General features: G+C 70.7%; 15 protein-coding genes and 5 tRNA genes. 13 read left to right on the top strand and 7 right to left on the bottom strand.

Translation table 11 applies throughout. From position 1 onward, the window contains the following. Window positions 1-3 precede the first annotated feature (3 nt). Together QJS33_RS05560 and QJS33_RS05555 are read right to left on the bottom strand one after the other, a co-directional pair. Window positions 4-546, bottom strand: a complete 543-nt coding sequence (locus QJS33_RS05560; protein WP_306366762.1) for a hypothetical protein — start codon at window positions 544-546, stop codon at window positions 4-6. 90 nt (window positions 547-636) lie between these two features. Next, window positions 637-840, bottom strand: a complete 204-nt coding sequence (locus QJS33_RS05555) for a hypothetical protein (RefSeq protein ID WP_306366761.1) — start codon at window positions 838-840, stop codon at window positions 637-639. Window positions 841-1,160: 320 nt separating this feature from the next. Between QJS33_RS05555 and QJS33_RS05550 the strand changes: the two genes are divergently transcribed. The 3 genes from QJS33_RS05550 (at window position 1,161) to QJS33_RS05540 (ending at window position 3,193) form a co-directional block, all read left to right on the top strand. After that, window positions 1,161-1,967, top strand: coding sequence for an AfsR/SARP family transcriptional regulator (locus QJS33_RS05550; protein ID WP_306366760.1), 807 nt, complete (start codon window positions 1,161-1,163; stop codon window positions 1,965-1,967). Between the two features lie 247 nt (window positions 1,968-2,214). After that, on the top strand, window positions 2,215-2,862 hold the full coding sequence (locus tag QJS33_RS05545; RefSeq protein WP_306366759.1) for a hypothetical protein: 648 nt from the start codon (window positions 2,215-2,217) through the stop codon (window positions 2,860-2,862). Between the two features lie 79 nt (window positions 2,863-2,941). Beyond that, window positions 2,942-3,193 (top strand): hypothetical protein, encoded by a 252-nt coding sequence (locus QJS33_RS05540; protein WP_306366835.1) that lies wholly within the window; start codon window positions 2,942-2,944, stop codon window positions 3,191-3,193. A gap of 64 nt (window positions 3,194-3,257) precedes the next feature. Here the strand turns inward: QJS33_RS05540 and thrS are convergent, their stop codons facing one another. Then, window positions 3,258-5,231 carry a threonine--tRNA ligase gene (gene thrS, locus QJS33_RS05535; RefSeq protein WP_306366758.1) on the bottom strand — a complete coding sequence of 658 codons (1,974 nt, stop codon included), beginning with the start codon at window positions 5,229-5,231 and terminating at the stop codon, window positions 3,258-3,260. A gap of 629 nt (window positions 5,232-5,860) precedes the next feature. Here thrS and QJS33_RS05530 point away from each other — a divergent pair. Next, complete coding sequence (locus QJS33_RS05530) at window positions 5,861-6,151, top strand: PGPGW domain-containing protein (RefSeq protein ID WP_306366757.1); 291 nt, start codon at window positions 5,861-5,863, stop codon at window positions 6,149-6,151. 541 nt (window positions 6,152-6,692) lie between these two features. Here the strand turns inward: QJS33_RS05530 and QJS33_RS05525 are convergent. Continuing rightward, window positions 6,693-6,766 (bottom strand) — tRNA-Val (locus QJS33_RS05525). Between the two features lie 485 nt (window positions 6,767-7,251). On the opposite strand from QJS33_RS05525, the gene QJS33_RS05520 reads away from it, so the two are divergent. Further along, complete coding sequence (locus QJS33_RS05520) at window positions 7,252-7,674, top strand: SsgA family sporulation/cell division regulator (protein ID WP_306366756.1); 423 nt, start codon at window positions 7,252-7,254, stop codon at window positions 7,672-7,674. A 103-nt stretch (window positions 7,675-7,777) separates the two neighbouring features. Here QJS33_RS05520 and QJS33_RS05515 read toward each other — a convergent pair whose 3' ends face one another. Beyond that, window positions 7,778-8,620: an aminotransferase class IV gene (locus QJS33_RS05515; RefSeq protein ID WP_306366755.1), complete on the bottom strand. Its 843-nt coding sequence runs from the start codon at window positions 8,618-8,620 to the stop codon at window positions 7,778-7,780. 387 nt (window positions 8,621-9,007) lie between these two features. Between QJS33_RS05515 and QJS33_RS05510 the strand changes: the two genes are divergently transcribed. The 5 genes from QJS33_RS05510 to QJS33_RS05490 all read left to right on the top strand — a co-directional run bounded on the left by QJS33_RS05510 (window position 9,008) and on the right by QJS33_RS05490 (window position 10,036). Continuing rightward, window positions 9,008-9,439 carry a roadblock/LC7 domain-containing protein gene (locus tag QJS33_RS05510; RefSeq protein WP_306366754.1) on the top strand — a complete coding sequence of 144 codons (432 nt, stop codon included), beginning with the start codon at window positions 9,008-9,010 and terminating at the stop codon, window positions 9,437-9,439. Between the two features lie 160 nt (window positions 9,440-9,599). After that, window positions 9,600-9,675 (top strand) — tRNA-Gly (locus tag QJS33_RS05505). Window positions 9,676-9,744: 69 nt separating this feature from the next. Continuing rightward, a tRNA-Gly gene (locus tag QJS33_RS05500) sits at window positions 9,745-9,817 on the top strand. Between the two features lie 51 nt (window positions 9,818-9,868). Then, a tRNA-Cys gene (locus QJS33_RS05495) sits at window positions 9,869-9,943 on the top strand. Window positions 9,944-9,962: 19 nt separating this feature from the next. Beyond that, window positions 9,963-10,036, top strand: a tRNA-Val gene (locus QJS33_RS05490). 228 nt (window positions 10,037-10,264) lie between these two features. Here QJS33_RS05490 and QJS33_RS05485 read toward each other — a convergent pair. Continuing rightward, the gene (locus QJS33_RS05485; RefSeq protein WP_306366753.1) at window positions 10,265-11,758 is read right to left on the bottom strand and encodes an MFS transporter; all 1,494 of its coding nucleotides are present in this window, start codon (window positions 11,756-11,758) and stop codon (window positions 10,265-10,267) included. A gap of 94 nt (window positions 11,759-11,852) precedes the next feature. On the opposite strand from QJS33_RS05485, the gene QJS33_RS05480 reads away from it, so the two are divergent. After that, a complete protein-coding gene (locus QJS33_RS05480; protein WP_306366752.1) occupies window positions 11,853-12,329 on the top strand; it encodes a MarR family winged helix-turn-helix transcriptional regulator in 477 nt (158 codons plus the stop codon). Here the strand turns inward: QJS33_RS05480 and QJS33_RS05475 are convergent. After that, entirely contained in the window at window positions 12,304-12,711 is a 408-nt protein-coding gene (locus QJS33_RS05475; protein WP_306366751.1) for a hypothetical protein, read from the bottom strand. The two genes, QJS33_RS05480 and QJS33_RS05475, sit on opposite strands and share 26 nt — an antisense overlap. 281 nt (window positions 12,712-12,992) lie before the next feature. Between QJS33_RS05475 and QJS33_RS05470 the strand changes: the two genes are divergently transcribed. Continuing rightward, window positions 12,993-13,130 (top strand): hypothetical protein, encoded by a 138-nt coding sequence (locus QJS33_RS05470; RefSeq protein ID WP_306366750.1) that lies wholly within the window; start codon window positions 12,993-12,995, stop codon window positions 13,128-13,130. Window positions 13,131-13,239: 109 nt separating this feature from the next. Then, entirely contained in the window at window positions 13,240-14,304 is a 1,065-nt protein-coding gene (locus tag QJS33_RS05465; protein ID WP_306366749.1) for a CPBP family intramembrane glutamic endopeptidase, read from the top strand. Window positions 14,305-14,552 lie beyond the last annotated feature (248 nt).

The raw sequence follows: 14,552 nt of genomic DNA, 5'->3' as shown, positions 1-14,552 counted from the left end.
GGTTCAGCCGGTCACCGATCCGAGTGCGGCGCCGCCGGTCCGGGGTGCGAACACACTGGTCGCCGTCACGACCCCGTGGGTCACCGTGACGAAGGAGGGGGTGCCCTCGACCTCGAAGAGGCGGGGCAGCGCACCGCCCCAGGGTTCGACCACCACCGGTACGACCGGTTCCAGGAGTCCGACCATCTCCGCCTCCAGGCCGCCCTCCTCGATGACCACGGCCAGGACGCGCGCCTGCGGATTCCGGTCGACGTGCTCCAGGACCAGGGGGAGGCGCTCGCGGCAGGGCGAGCAGTCCGGGGAGAGGACCGCGACCAGGAGCGGTTCGGCGTCCTCCTCGAACACCAGATCCGCACCGAGGGTGGAACGGGCCCGGACGGCGCCGATCCGGGTGCCGACGGACACCGCGGAGGCGGCGACGTCGCCGTCGGCCGACACCCGGTCGCCCAGGAGCTCGGTGTGCTGACGCAGCCTGCGGACGACACCGATCGACAGCAGCAGATTGAGCATTCCCAGCGCACCGACCAGGGCCACTGCAATGGCCATGAAGAACACGAGGCACCTCTCGTTCGGATTCGAATTCCGCGGGGGCGGGGTCGCGACCCCGCCCCCGTCCGACTCATATGAGACGGTCTGCTAGCAGGTGCCGCAGTCAAGCTCGCGGACCTGGGTCTCGCTGGAGCAGGTGCGCTTCTGGTACTGGACCTTGTTGGTCCAGAAGAGGCCGCAGCGGTTGCAGTGCGAGTCCCGCCACGGACCGCACGCAGCGGCCTCGGCGCGCACCTGCGGAACAACGGACTGGAGCATGCGGTCGCTGATCGACGTGATCTTGGTGAGCATGGTGAGGTCCTTTCTCGGTAAGTGCCTGTTCGGCGTTGAACAGCCAACCAGCGACCGGTACACAGGCGGTTCACTCGCGATTCATCGCGCCGGAAAACCGCGTCGCACCCCCGCGAGCAGCACGAACGCGAAAGGAACCGGGTACCGATCGGCCGGGACCGGCCAATCACGGTTAGGTATCTTCACACTGTGTTACCGTGTGCTCGCCACCGGACAATGCCTGGCGCGGGATCGAATAGATCCACGGCATAAGATAAAACGGCACTCCGGTCAAACCTTGATTCATCGCAGTGGCCAGGTTAAGGACGATCAGAGAAGCCATGGATTTCAGACTGCTCGGACCACTCGAAATCGCCGATGATTCCGGGCGGGCGATGCCCGTCAACCGGAAAAAGCACCGGCAACTGCTGGCCGCCCTCCTCATCCGGGCCAACACCGCCGTCCCCCGCGATCAGCTGATCACCGCCCTGTGGGGGGAACGCCCCCCGTCCTCCGCCAGGGGCAACCTCAAGACCTACATCTCCCAGCTCCGCCGCAGGATCGACCGGATCGAGACGGGCGGCGACGGCTACCTCATCCGGGTCCAGGAGCACGAATCGGACTCCCTCTCCTTCAAGGCACTGCTGCGCCGGGGCCTGCGCGCCTGCGGGAACGGGCGGCCCGCCGAGGCCGCACGGCTCCTGGAGGAGGCGCTCGGCCTGTGGCGCGGCGACGTCCTCCAGGACGCGCCGCTGGACGGGGGCATGGCGCTCACCTCCACCCTCCTGGACGAGCAGCGGCTCACCTGCTTCGAACACCTCATGGACATCCACCTCTCCCAGGGACGGCACACGGAGGTCCTCACCCGCCTGCGCCCGGTGATCGGCGCGCATCCGATGCACGAGCGGCTGTGGGGCCTACAGATGACGGCCCTGTACCGGGACGGCCGCTGCGCCGAGGCGCTCGCCGCCTACCGGGCCGTGCGCGAGCACCTGGTCGACGAACTGGGCGTGGACCCGGGCCCGGAACTCCAGCGGCTGCACGGGCGCATCCTGGCCCGCGACCCGGACCTGTCCCGCGTCCGGGACACCCTTCCCACCGGGGCCGGCCGGCCCGCGCGCCCGAGGGCCGACGCCCCGGCGCTCTGACCCGGGCCCCCGCCGCACGGGCGCCGCCCGCCCGCCCGAGCGCGGGCGGCGCCCGTGGCCGGGACCGGCCTCCGTCCTCCCTGCTGCGGCCGCCAGGGGTGACAAGTCTCCACAATCAGCACAGAATGGACTCTGTACGGCCAGTGAGGGTCCCCTGCGTTCCGGACCCGGCAGACCCGGTCCGCCCGCACAGCGGCCCCGCCACGGGTCCACGGCCGCCCGTATCCCCGGCCGGAGGAGTCACCGGATGGAAGGCGCCCTGCCCGTCCTCGCCCTGGTCGTCGTCGTGATGACGGCCGGCGCGGTCGCGGTCTCCGCGCACTTTCGCAAGGAACGTGTCGTCGAACTCCGCAGTTGGGCGCGCGCACAGGGATGGAACTACGCGGAACACCACCCCGCACCGTTGGGCGACGCCGCCCTCCCCCGCCCCCTGGGCGGACGCTCCCCGCGCTTTCGCCACGTCCTGGACGGACGGCACGGCGGGCACCAGGTCACCTTCTTCGAGCACACCCCCCGCCCGACCGCCCGCGGCTCGGACGAGGCCCCGCACACCTACCGGGTGGTGGCCGTGCGCACCCCCGGCACCGACACCGACCTGGAGATCCGCCGCCGCGACGACGCGGCGGCCGACGCCACGACCGACTTCGCACGGGCCTTCCAGGTGTCGGGCGGCGACGGATTCGCCCGCGCCGCCCTGGACCGGGAGACAACGCAGTGGCTGCTCTCCGACCCCCGCTCGCGCTCCTTCCCCGTCCGCTTCACCGGGGAGCACGTGCTCACCTGGGCCGTCATGCGGCTGGACCCGGACCGGGCGCTCACCGCCGCCGACTACCTCATCGATCTCATCGACCGCGTCCCCGCGCAGGCCTGGGGGACGCACACCACCGGCTCCTGACCCGGTCGGACACCGCTCGTGACACCGGAGGAGCGCTAGAATCCGGCTTGCCCCAACGCAGCAAGGAGTGACATCCGTCTTGAGCGACCCCAACTCGACGGCGCGCATCTCGCGCGCGGACCTGTTCCGCGACGACGAGGCCCCCGACCCGAACTCGACGGCCCGGATCTCCCGCGCCGACCTCTTCCGCGACGACGAGGCCCCCGACCCGAACTCGACGGCCCGGATCTCGCGTGCGGACCTGTTCCGCGACGACGAGGCCGCCCAGGCACCCGACCCGAACTCGACCGCGCGGATCTCCCGCGCGGACCTGTTCCGCGACGACGCCTGACGTCACCCGCAACGCACGAGCGCCCGCCCGGTGGACCGGGCGGGCGCTCTTCACTCGGCGCGGGTCAGCGGCGCTCGCGAACGGCCGCGACGATCTCGGCGACCGCCTCGTCCACCGGCACCCCGTTGTTCTGGGAGCCGTCGCGGTAGCGGAAGGAGACCGCGCCCTTGCTGATGTCCTCGTCGCCCGCCAGCAGCATGAAGGGCACCTTCTGCTTCTGGGCGTTGCGGATCTTCTTCTGCATGCGGTCGTCCCCGGCGTCGACCTCCACGCGGATGCCCTGGGCGCGCAGCCGGGCGGCGATCTCCTCCAGGTACGGCACGTGCTCGTCGGCGATCGGGATGCCGACCGCCTGCACCGGGGCCAGCCAGGCCGGGAAGGCGCCCGCGTAGTGCTCCAGCAGGACGGCGAAGAACCGCTCGATGGAGCCGAACAGGGCGCGGTGGATCATCACCGGGCGCTGACGGGAGCCGTCGGCGGCGGTGTACTCCAGGTCGAACCGCTCGGGCAGGTTGAAGTCCACCTGAATGGTCGACATCTGCCAGGTGCGGCCGATGGCGTCCTTGGCCTGGACGGAGATCTTGGGACCGTAGAAGGCGGCGCCGCCCGGGTCCATGACCAGTTCCAGCCCCTGCTTCTGGGCGGCCTGGCGCAGGGTCTCGGTGGCCTCCGCCCAGACCTCGTCGGAGCCGATGGACTTCTCCGGGTCCTTGGTGGACAGCTCCAGGTAGAAGTCGTTGAGCCCGTAGTCGCGCAGCAGGTCCAGCACGAAGGTCAGCAGCGAGTCGAGCTCGTCCGCCATCTGCTCCTTGGTGCAGTAGATGTGCGCGTCGTCCTGGGTGAAGCCGCGGGCCCGGGTGAGGCCGTGCACCACGCCGGACTTCTCGTACCGGTACACGGTGCCGAACTCGAACAGGCGCAGCGGCAGCTCCCGGTAGGAGCGCCCGCGCGCGTCGAAGATCAGGTTGTGCATCGGGCAGTTCATCGGCTTGAGGTAGTAGTCCTGGCCGCCGTCGAGCTGCATGGGGGGGTACATTCCGTCCGCGTACCAGTCCAGGTGCCCCGACTTCTCGAACAGGGCGCCCTTGGTGGCGTGCGGGGTGTAGACGAACTGGTAGCCGCTCTCCTCGTGGCGCCGGCGGGAGTAGTCCTCCATGACCCGGCGGATGATGCCGCCGCGGGGGTGGAAGACCGCCAGGCCCGAGCCGATCTCGTCCGGGATGGAGAACAGGTCCAGCTCGGCGCCGAGCTTGCGGTGGTCGCGCTTCTCGGCCTCCTCCAGGAAGGTCAGGTACGCCTTGAGGGCGTCCTTGCTCTCCCAGGCGGTGCCGTAGATGCGCTGTAGCTGCGGGTTGGTCTCCTTGCCGCGCCAGTAGGCGGCGGCGGTGCGCATCAGCTTGAACGCCGGGACGACCCGGGTGGTGGGCAGGTGCGGGCCCCGGCACAGGTCCTTCCAGCACTGCTCGCCGCTGCGCGGGTCGATGTTGTCGTAGATGGTCAGCTCGCCGGCGCCGACCTCGGCGGAGGCGCCCTCGGCGGCCTCGGCGGCACCGCCCTTGAGGCCGATCAGCTCCAGCTTGTAGGGCTCGGTGGCCAGCTCGGCTCGGGCGTCCTCGTCCGTGACGACCCGGCGGTCGAAGCGCTGCCCCTGCTTGATGATCTGCTGCATCTTCTTCTCGATGCTCTTGAGATCGGCGGGGGTGAAGGGCTCGGCGACGTCGAAGTCGTAGTAGAAGCCGTTCTCGACGGGCGGGCCGATGCCCAGCTTGGCCTCGGGGAACAGCTCCTGGACGGCCTGGGCGAGGATGTGCGCGGTGGAGTGGCGCAGGATCGCCCGCCCCTCCTCGGAGTCGACGGTGATCGGCTCGACGGCGTCGCCCTCGTGCAGCTCGCGGAACAGGTCCCGCGGCTCGCCGTTGACCAGTGCGGCGATGACGGTCCGGCCGTCCGCCTCCAGCGCCTGCCCCGCCGTAGTGGTGGCCGCCACCACACGCGGTGTTCCGGCGATGGTGATGTGCAGCTCGGGCGCGGCGGACACGGTGACTCCTCATAAGACGCGAACAGGTGGTGACGCCGGGCGCCGCGTCCGTTGCGGGCGGCGCCGCGTCTGCGAACGATGCTATCGGCTCCGGGCGGCGACCGCCCCGCACGGAGCACAGGCCGGGAACGGCGTTCCACCTCTTGGTATACGACGTATGCGCAGATGGGTCCGGAGGCCTCTCCGAGCGAATGGGAAGTGTCGGGAACCGACGCGCGGACACGATCGTTCCTCTGGGAGATCGCATGATTCGGACTCGGATGCCACCGCATCCGAGGGTCCGTAACGGGAGGCCCGAGCCGGGACGGTCGTGCAGGCCACCTCGGCGAGGTACCCGCGCACAAGACGAATCTGTCATGAATTGTCAGGTTTTCAGCGCGCCGTCCACAGGTTCGCCGAGGACCATTGATCCCCTTCCCTGGATCGGTGACAATCAGCAGACATCCGACCACCGCCCCCAGTCGACCCGAATGCACCCACTCGCTTCGACCGAATACCGTGAGCGCATGTCACCGAGCCCACCGAACGGACCATCGACCCCGGAGACATCCCCCAGCACGTCCCGCAGCAACCGCCGCGCCCGCGTGTGGCGGCGCACCAGGGCGCGGCTCCGCCTCTTCCGCAGGCGCATGCACACCCACCCGGTGCTCCACCTGCCCTGGCGCATCCTCGTGGGCACGGCGGGCACCGTGATCATCCTCGCCGGCCTGGTGATGATGGTGGCCCCCGGACCCGGCGTCGCGGCGGTCATCCTCGGCCTGGTGGTCCTCAGCACCGAGTTCTCGTGGGCGCGGCGACTGGTGCGCCCGGCCCGGATCTGGTTCCGCCGGGCGGAGCGGTTGGGTCTGCGGATGCGCGCCGAGGCGATGAGGCGCTACCGCGCCCGCCGGGAGCTGCGGCGCAAAAGGCCCACCGGATGACCGCGCCCGGCCGCTGAGCCGAAGGGCCCGCGGGAACCGGAAGGTTCATGTCCCGGCCAAGACCCGGTCCGCCATCCCTGACGGTTCGCTCGGCGGGCCCGGCCCGCGACCCCGACCACAGCCGGTCACCCGGAACCCGACACGCGGGCCCGGATGGTGTCCCGCCGGGCGGTGTGACTTTTCCGGCCCTGTTCCCACGGATGTGCGTCAGCGGCGCCGGGCGGATCGGTGCGCCGCCGCCTCCGGCGGCTTTTCCATCCCGGTCAGCGGGCCGCCGGTACGCGGTGGCCGACCCGAGTCGGCCAACCATCGCGATGACCTGTAAGAACACACCCGAGCGAAAGTCGCGCCACTCCCGGGGACGTGGCCCAGACCCGACCCCGTCATGACGCGGGAACACCCACCACCGACGGCTCCGCCGCCCACGACCCCGACCACAGGGGGTCACCTCGGGGGGTTCGGGGGGTCTCCCCCCGGCAGGAACAACGAAACGACCCTGCTCGCGCGTCCGACGCGCGAGCAGGGTCGTCCCAGAGTGAAGTGGGCGATACAGGACTCGAACCTGTGACCTCATCGGTGTGAACGATGCGCTCTAACCAACTGAGCTAATCGCCCGAGAACCGCGGTGACCCGCCGTTTCGGTGTCCGCCCTGTCGTTCGGACAAGGAAAACTCTAGCGCATCCCGGAGGGTGTTCGCTCCACTTTGAATCCGGCCCTCCGGTACCCCATGTGACCGAGGTCACATTACGCTACCGTCGGGTTCATGGCAGAGTCACCCGTCGGGCGTGCATCCCCACAGTCAGAAGGAGTTCCCGGCCCGGTGGGCACCCGACACGGCCCCTCATAGCGCAGCCTCCGTGACGCGGGCCACCCGACATTGGGAAATCTTTGGTTTCTCCTGGTCATTACAGTGACGAAGGATCGCGGAGCCGCCGAGCGGCGTGCCGTGCCCGCTGGGCGGGCGGCGAGACCTCCGATCCGATCGAAGAAAGTCCCCGTACTCGCGTCATAGTCCACGAGCGACCCCGTTGGAGCGAGTGAGACGGCACCGACCCGCACCGCCGCAGGCGAGGGCCGGATGAGAAAAGGTTTGGCGAACATGAACAGTAGCGACACCACTGCCACCGCCGAGCTGGGCCTTCGGCTCGTGGTTCCCGAGCGCACCGCGGTTCCCCTGGTCGCACGGCTCGACTACAGCGCGGAAGACCCGTACGCGATCCGTGTGGCCTTCCACACCGGCGAGGAGGACCCCGTCGAGTGGATCTTCGCCCGTGAGCTCCTGACCGTCGGCATCGTCCGCCCGGTCGGCGAGGGCGACGTCCGCGTGTGGCCCTCCAAGGACGAGCACGGCGAGCGCAACGTCTGCATCTCGCTCTCCTCCCCCTTCGGCCAGGCCGAGTTCGACACCCAGGTGTCGCCGCTGGCCGAGTTCCTCCACCGGACCTACGAGATCGTCCCGGCCGGGCAGGAGGCCCAGTTCGTGGACCTCGACGAGGAGATCCAGCAGCACCTGGCCTCCTGAGTCCTGGCGGCCCGCGGGCCGCGGGGTCCCATGGCACCGCACAGTCCAACGGGAAGGGGACGGCGCCGGGCGCCGTCCCCTTCCCGTGTGCGCGGCGGGACCGTCACGGGTCCAGGTCGTCCGCGGAGCGCTCGGCGAACACCTTCATCGCCTCCAGGGTGACCGGACCGGGGACCTGCGACACCTCCAGGTCGTCGATGTTGAGGATCGGCTGCACGTCGCGGCCGGTGGAGGTCAGGAACGCCTCACTGATCTCCGGCAGGCGCTCCATCGGCACGTCCTCCTCCTCGCCCCGGTACCACTCCAGGACGAGCTCGCGGGTGATGCCCGCCAGCGGGCCCGCGGACAGCGGCGGGGTGACCAGGCGGCCGTCCAGCACCACGAAGATGTTGCTGCCGGTGCCCTCGCACAGGTTCCCCGCGATGTTGCGGAAGATCGCCTCGCTCGCCCCCCTGGCCTTGGCGTAGGCCAGGGCTCGCACGTTGTCGGCGTAGGAGGTGGTCTTGAGCCCCGCCAAGGCGCCGAACTCGTTGCGCGGCCAGGGCGCCACGGCGACGTTCGTGTGCGGGGGGATCGGCGGGAAGGGACCCAGCGCCACGATCATGGTCTGCTCACCGGGGGACCGGTCCGAGCCCAGCGGGCCGGCGCCGTCCGTCACGGTGATGCGCACCCGGGCGTCGGGGAGTTCGGGGTTGGCGGCCACCGCCTGCTCCACACCCGCGGCGATCAGCTCCAGGTCGGGCGTCTCCATGCCCAGCCCCTCCGCGGAGCGCGCCAGGCGGCGCAGGTGGCGGGTGAGCGCGAACGGGCGGCCCTGCCGCGCCCGGACGGTCTCGAAGACACCGTCGCCCACGGTGATGCCGTGGTCGGCCACCGGGATCCGCGCCTCGGCCGCGTCGACGACGGTGCCCTGGCCGTAACCGGCCCCGGCGATCCACACCCTCATTGTCCCAACCCCCACGCTTCTCGGGTGCCCGGCTCGACCCGGGCCGCGGCACGATCCTCCCACCTCAGGGGCGGCGGCGCCGCCCGGGCGCGTACCGGCAGCCCGGCGGGCTTGGCAAGGGTCGTGACCGGCACCGGCCGTGGTCCGGTTCTCCAGGTCCGCTCATCATCCCATCGTGACTGGTCAGGCGCATCCCGCAAAAAGGCGGCCCGGTCCCCTGACACGCGGAGGGCCGAAAAGATAAGTTACGAATGGCTATCATCTGGGCAACGCTTATGCGGGACCCGGCGGTGCCCGGTCGTGCTCTCCCCCTCTGACGGCCGCCCCGCAGCGCACGGGCCCCGCAGGTCCCCTGACCGCTCCGAACCCGACAGAGCAAAGAGAGACATGACCCCACCGAGCACCGCCCGCGGAGAACTCAGCTGGCTGCTGGACGACCTCCTCACCCGGGCCTCCGGAACGCAGCACGCCATCGTTCTGTCCACCGACGGACTCCTCATGGCGACCTCCAGCAGCCTGGACCGACCGGCCGCCGAACACCTGTCGGCGATCGCCTCGGGTCTGCACAGCCTCGCCGGAGGGGCCAGCAAGCAGTTCTCCGCGGGGAACATCCGCCAGAGCATCATCGAGATGGACCGTGCCTTCCTCTTCGTCGCCGCAGCGGGTGAGGGGGCGTGCATGGCCCTGATGTCGGACTCCGACAGCGACGTGGGCCTGATCGCCTACGAGATGAACAAGGTGATCGAGAGGGTCGGCCAATACCTCTCCGCACCGCCCCGACCCGACATGCCCTCCACTCCGGCACACGTCGAGAAGTGACCTCCGCCGCCGCGGCGGGGCGCCCGCCGGCCCTGCCCCGGCAGGGGGGCCGGGCGCGCCCCGGACCGCCGATTTCGCGCTCGGCCCGGAATCCGCTAGAGTTCTTAACGCAGCGAGCGGGGCGGACCGGCACGACCGGGAGGCCCGCGGAACTCGCCGCGCGGACGTGGCTCAGCTGGTAGAGCATCACCTTGCCAAGGTGAGGGTCGCGGGTTCGAATCCCGTCGTCCGCTCCAACGATTCGACTCCGCCGCCGCGAGGCGGCGGGGTGGGATCGGCTCCGGGGCCCGACTCCCGGAGCACACGCGGACGTGGCTCAGCTGGTAGAGCATCACCTTGCCAAGGTGAGGGTCGCGGGTTCGAATCCCGTCGTCCGCTCGGAGAGGCCCGCATGGGTGTCCACAAGGCGATTCCCCCATGTCGTTCCCTGGCGGAGTGGCCGAGTGGTTGAGGCAAGGGACTGCAAATCCCTGCACACGGGTTCGATTCCCGTCTCCGCCTCCATGCTCCTCATTTCCCATGAGGGCGGTTAGCTCAGTTGGTTAGAGCGCTACCTTGACACGGTAGAGGTCACAGGTTCGAATCCTGTATCGCCCACGGTCGAAGGACGGCCCGGTCCGCGCGGTGACGCGCGGACCGGGCCGTCCTTCGTTGTCATCCGGCGGGCGTCCCGAAGCGTCCCCTCCGAAGCGCTCCGACGCACGCCCTCCGCCGGATCCGCCCTCAGGCCGGGTCGGCCCGGAGTACCCGGAAGTCGGTCCCCTCCACCCGGTCCGAACAGCACGTCTTCGCGTGACTTCGTTCCGCCCCGGGGCGGGGCGGCGGTCAGGGGCGGTCGGCCTGGGATTCGGCGACGGACTTCTGTGCGGGAGTGGCCCCCGGCTCCGGCTGGGCCGCCCGCGGCAGCAGGGGTACCAGGGCCAGGGCGACCAGGAAGGCCCCCGCGTTGTACCGGAGGGTGGTCGCGGCGGCGTCGGAGAAGGCCTGCTCGCGGTCGGCTACCGCGGGTTCGCCGACGAGCCGGAAGAAGAGCACGCCGACCACGGCCACGCCCACGGCCGTGCCCAACTGCATGACGGCGTTGGCCACACCCGAGCCCGCCCCGGCGCTGTCCTCGGTGACGTCGGCCAGGACCACGCCGGCGAGGATGGGGACGCACATGCCCATGCCCAGACCGGTGACGAGCACCGGGAGGGCGACCTGCCACCAGGTCGCCTCGGGGCCGATCGCGGACAGGACCCCGATCAGGGCGAGGGCGCCGGCGAGCATGACCGCCAGGCCGATACCGATGACCCGGCGTCCGTGGGTGGTGGCGTAGCGCTGGGCGACCCCGGACATCAGGGTGATGCCGATGGGCCAGCTGACCACGGCCACCGCGGTGAGCATGGGCGACCAGCCCTGGCCGAGCTGGAGGTCGTAGGTCAGGACGAGGAACAGCGAGGCCAGGCCCGAGAAGAGCACGAACATGACGACGGCCCCGGCCGTGAACGAGCGGTGGGCGAAGAGCGACGGCGGCACGAGGGCGGAGCCGGTGGTGCGGTCCCGGTGCCGCTGGTGCGCGGCGAACAGGAACAGGAGCGGGACGGAGGCGACGAGCAGGACGATCGTCCAGGTGTCCCAGCCGCGTTCACGTCCCTGGATGAGCGGGAACATGAGTGCGAACATCGCCAGGCCGATGAGGACGATGCCGACCGGGTCGGGGCGCAGCGGGTCGGTCGCCTTGCTCTCCGGCATGAGCCACAGGGCGAGGATGATCGCGAGCACGCCGAGCGGGACGTTGACGTAGAAGATGGTCCGCCACCCCAGGCCGAAGAGGTCCGCCTCGGTGAGGACCGCCCCCAGGAGCGGGCCGCTGACGTTGGCCAGGCTGAGCGTGATGCCGTAGAAGACGAAGGCCTTGGCCCGGTCGGCGTGGTCGAAGAGCACGACGATGATCGACATCACCTGGGGCACCATCAGGGCGGCGGTGCCGCCCTGGACGAGGCGTCCGGCGATCAGCACCTCGGCGTTGGGCGCCGCGCCGCACATCACCGAGGCCAGGGTGAACCCGGCCATGCCGATGACGAACATCCGCTTGCGGCCGAGGATGTCGCCCAGCCGACCGCCGGTGATGAGAGCGAGGGCGAAGGTCAGGGAGTAGCCCGCCAGGACCCACTGCGCCGCCGCGTACTCGGCACCGAGGCTGCTCTGCATCCGGGGTAGGACGATGTTGACGATCGTCGCGTCCGCGAGGTCCATGAACAGTGCGAGGAGGACCACGCCCAGGACGATCCACTTCTTGCGGCTGCGGTCCCGGGGCGGTGCGTGGACTTCCGTCATGGTGGTCTCCGGTGCGGGAAGATAGGATCAAAAAAGAACGCATAAAGAGACTCACCAAGAAAGTGTCTCTCTATTTCAGAGAAACTAGAGGGGGATGAGCGCAGTGTCAACGCCCCAGGACGACATCCGGGACCTCTATGAGGAACTCCGGATGGGAGCGTCGCTGGCCGTCCGGTTCCACTCGGCCCTCGCCGCGCACGCCGGCATCAACATCACCGACGTCACCTGTCTCGGAGCCCTGGACAAGAACGGCCCGATGACCCCCGGCGAGCTGGCCGAGCACACGGGGCTGTCCCGCGGCGGGGCCATCACCGCGGTCGTCGACCGCCTGGAGCGTGCGGGGTTCGTCCGGCGCCGTCGCGATGAGCGCGACCGCCGGAAGGTCATCGTCGAGCTCATCCGCGACGGTGCGTACTCGCGGCTGACCGAGACCTTCGACTCGCTGGGCCGCGCGTACACCGACGTCATCGGGGATCACACCAAGGAGGAGCGGGACCTGCTCCTGGAGTTCAACCGACGGGTCAACACCAGGCTCCAGGAGCGGATCAGCGAACTCCAGGAGCGCGCATGACCAGGACACGCCCCTCGGTGCCGTAGCCCAGGACGTCCTGGGCGTACTGGTCGTCGCCGAAGGTCACCATGACCCGGTCGGCACCGGGCTCGGAGGAGACGGGGAGCACCTGGGGGTGCGGTCCTCCGGAGACGTAGGGGGCGTCGAGCTCCCCCGGTCTCCGCAGTTCACGGTCGTAGACCTTGTACACCCGCACGGCGTCGCCGGTGGCCGGCGCCCACCATCCGTCGGCGTGCCGCAGCACGCACCCCTCGGTGCGCCGGGCGGCCGTGTCCACCGCCGCCACCGTCATGGGGTCGAAGAGGTCCGCCCCCGCTTCGGACACGGCGAGCACGGGGCGGAACTCCAGTTCGGGCGACAGGCGGACGACGTCGGCGTACAACGCGTGCCGGCGCTCGTCGATCCCGGCCGGCGAGGGCTCCCAGGCGCTCAGCGTGGAGGGAGCGGTCGGCCTGGTGTCGGGAATGACGTGCGCACCCGGAGAGGGGAGGTCGCCCAGCCCTCGCTTCGACCGATGCGGGGCAGCGCCGAAGCGAGCGGCCCCGACGTCAGGGACAGCAGCATCACGGCGGCCAGGGCGGGCGACGGGCCGAGGACCCCGGCGAGCGGGCCGCCCCGCCGGCCCGTGCCGCGTTGTCGGCCGCGCTGCGCGCGGAGTCGGGGGTGTCCTGCCGTGTTCGCACCGCGATGCCGGGAAGCCTGGTACCGGACGCGGTCCTGCGCGATTCGAACGGATTCGTCAAGCCGCGGAACCTGTTCGGCGCCGACGAGGACTGGGACCGGGCCCTCGACTACCACTGACCCCGGGTGCGGACCATGACATTCGTCATCGCCTCGGTGTGCGAATCGCAGGAGAAACCCGTGATGGCCGACTCTGCCGTGAGGACCGGCCCCTCGTTAAGTTCGAGACATGAACCGCGACGACCGCCCCCACCCCGTGCCGCCCGTCCCGGCGACCGGCGCACCGATGACCGAAGCACCGCCGACCGCCTCCCCCGGCACCGCCCTTCCGGCGGCGCCGCCCGCCGCGCCGGAGCCGCACCGGCGCGGGCCGCGGTCGGCCCCGCCGGGCGTGGAGTACCACCGCGTCCTGGCCGGGGAGAAGCGCCGCATCGGCCGGGGGGTCCTCGCGCTCGCGCTGCTGATGGGCGGAATGTTCCTGTTCAGCACCGTTCTCTCCTTTCTCGCCGTCCTCATCGACGCCCTGACCGGCAGGATCGACCCGATGTCGGGCGGCATCGAGTTCACCCCGCTGCTCAACGCCGCGAACCTGCTGGGGCTCGCCCTGCTCATCCCGTGGAGCATGCTCGTCCAGCGGTGGCTCTACGGGGTGAGGGCCGCCACGCTGCACTCCGTCCTGTCGTGCTTCCGCCTGGAGCTGTTCGGCCGGACCCTGCTGATCGTCGGCCCCGTCTGGGTCGTCTACATGGCCGTCCTGTCCGCCCTCTCGCCCTACCCGGAGGCGGCGTGGTCGTTCACCGACCTGATCGTCATGTTCGTCACCGTGCTCCTGCTGGCACCGCTACAGTCGGCCGGTGAGGAGTACGGCTTCCGCGGGCTCGCCTTCCGGATCGCCGCGAGCTGGGGCCGCGGGCCGCGCACGGCGCTGCTCCTCGGCGTCGTCGTTTCGAGCCTGCTGTTCGCGACGGCCCACTTCGCCGCCGACCCGTGGCTCAACCTCTACTACCTCACGTTCGGTGCGACGCTGGCCCTCATCACCTGGCGCACCGGCGGGCTGGAGGTCGCGATCGTCGTCCACGCGGTGAACAACACGCTCGCGTTCCTGATCACCCTCATCACGCGCACCGACCTCGCCGCAGGCTTCGACCGGTCGGCCGGCGTCGGATCGGCGATCATGCTCGTGCCCTGCGCGATGCTCGTCGCCGCCACGGTGGTGGTGTGGCTGCGCACCCGGCGGACGGGGCCGGCGCGGACCCCCCTGTCCGTGCCGGAACCGGTGGAACAGTACCGCTGAACGGCCGTTCCGAGGGGGGCGGCGTCCGGTCGGACGCCGCCCTCTCGTGCTCACCGGCCGGGGTCCCCCGGGCCGCCTGCGACCGCCCGCGCGGCACGGCCCGACGCTCCTTCGGCTCGGTGCGGTGCCCGTCGGCCGCGGCCTCGTGGGGCGGGGTCACGGCGGCGACGGCGAAGGCGTCGATGCCCCGGAGGAGTGCGAGCGCCCGGCGGCGGGTGCGGCGGCGTCCGGCCATCACCTCGGACGCC

Source organism: Nocardiopsis sp. CC223A, assembly GCF_030766825.1.
GTDB lineage: Bacteria > Actinomycetota > Actinomycetes > Streptosporangiales > Streptosporangiaceae > Nocardiopsis.
This window is presented reverse-complemented; position numbering and strand designations above follow the sequence as displayed.

What these genes read in the sequence shown, in the direction of transcription:
- QJS33_RS05510 (WP_306366754.1), top strand. Translation starts at nt 9,008, where the DNA reads ATGACCCCACCGAGCACCGCCCGCGGAGAACTCAGCTGGCTGCTGGAC.
- QJS33_RS05560 (WP_306366762.1), bottom strand. Translation starts at nt 546, where the DNA reads ATGGCCATTGCAGTGGCCCTGGTCGGTGCGCTGGGAATGCTCAATCTG.
- QJS33_RS05550 (WP_306366760.1), top strand. Translation starts at nt 1,161, where the DNA reads ATGGATTTCAGACTGCTCGGACCACTCGAAATCGCCGATGATTCCGGG.
- QJS33_RS05545 (WP_306366759.1), top strand. Translation starts at nt 2,215, where the DNA reads ATGGAAGGCGCCCTGCCCGTCCTCGCCCTGGTCGTCGTCGTGATGACG.
- QJS33_RS05480 (WP_306366752.1), top strand. Translation starts at nt 11,853, where the DNA reads ATGAGCGCAGTGTCAACGCCCCAGGACGACATCCGGGACCTCTATGAG.
- QJS33_RS05485 (WP_306366753.1), bottom strand. Translation starts at nt 11,758, where the DNA reads ATGACGGAAGTCCACGCACCGCCCCGGGACCGCAGCCGCAAGAAGTGG.
- QJS33_RS05520 (WP_306366756.1), top strand. Translation starts at nt 7,252, where the DNA reads ATGAACAGTAGCGACACCACTGCCACCGCCGAGCTGGGCCTTCGGCTC.
- QJS33_RS05530 (WP_306366757.1), top strand. Translation starts at nt 5,861, where the DNA reads ATGCACACCCACCCGGTGCTCCACCTGCCCTGGCGCATCCTCGTGGGC.
- QJS33_RS05555 (WP_306366761.1), bottom strand. Translation starts at nt 840, where the DNA reads ATGCTCACCAAGATCACGTCGATCAGCGACCGCATGCTCCAGTCCGTT.
- QJS33_RS05515 (WP_306366755.1), bottom strand. Translation starts at nt 8,620, where the DNA reads ATGAGGGTGTGGATCGCCGGGGCCGGTTACGGCCAGGGCACCGTCGTC.
- QJS33_RS05465 (WP_306366749.1), top strand. Translation starts at nt 13,240, where the DNA reads ATGAACCGCGACGACCGCCCCCACCCCGTGCCGCCCGTCCCGGCGACC.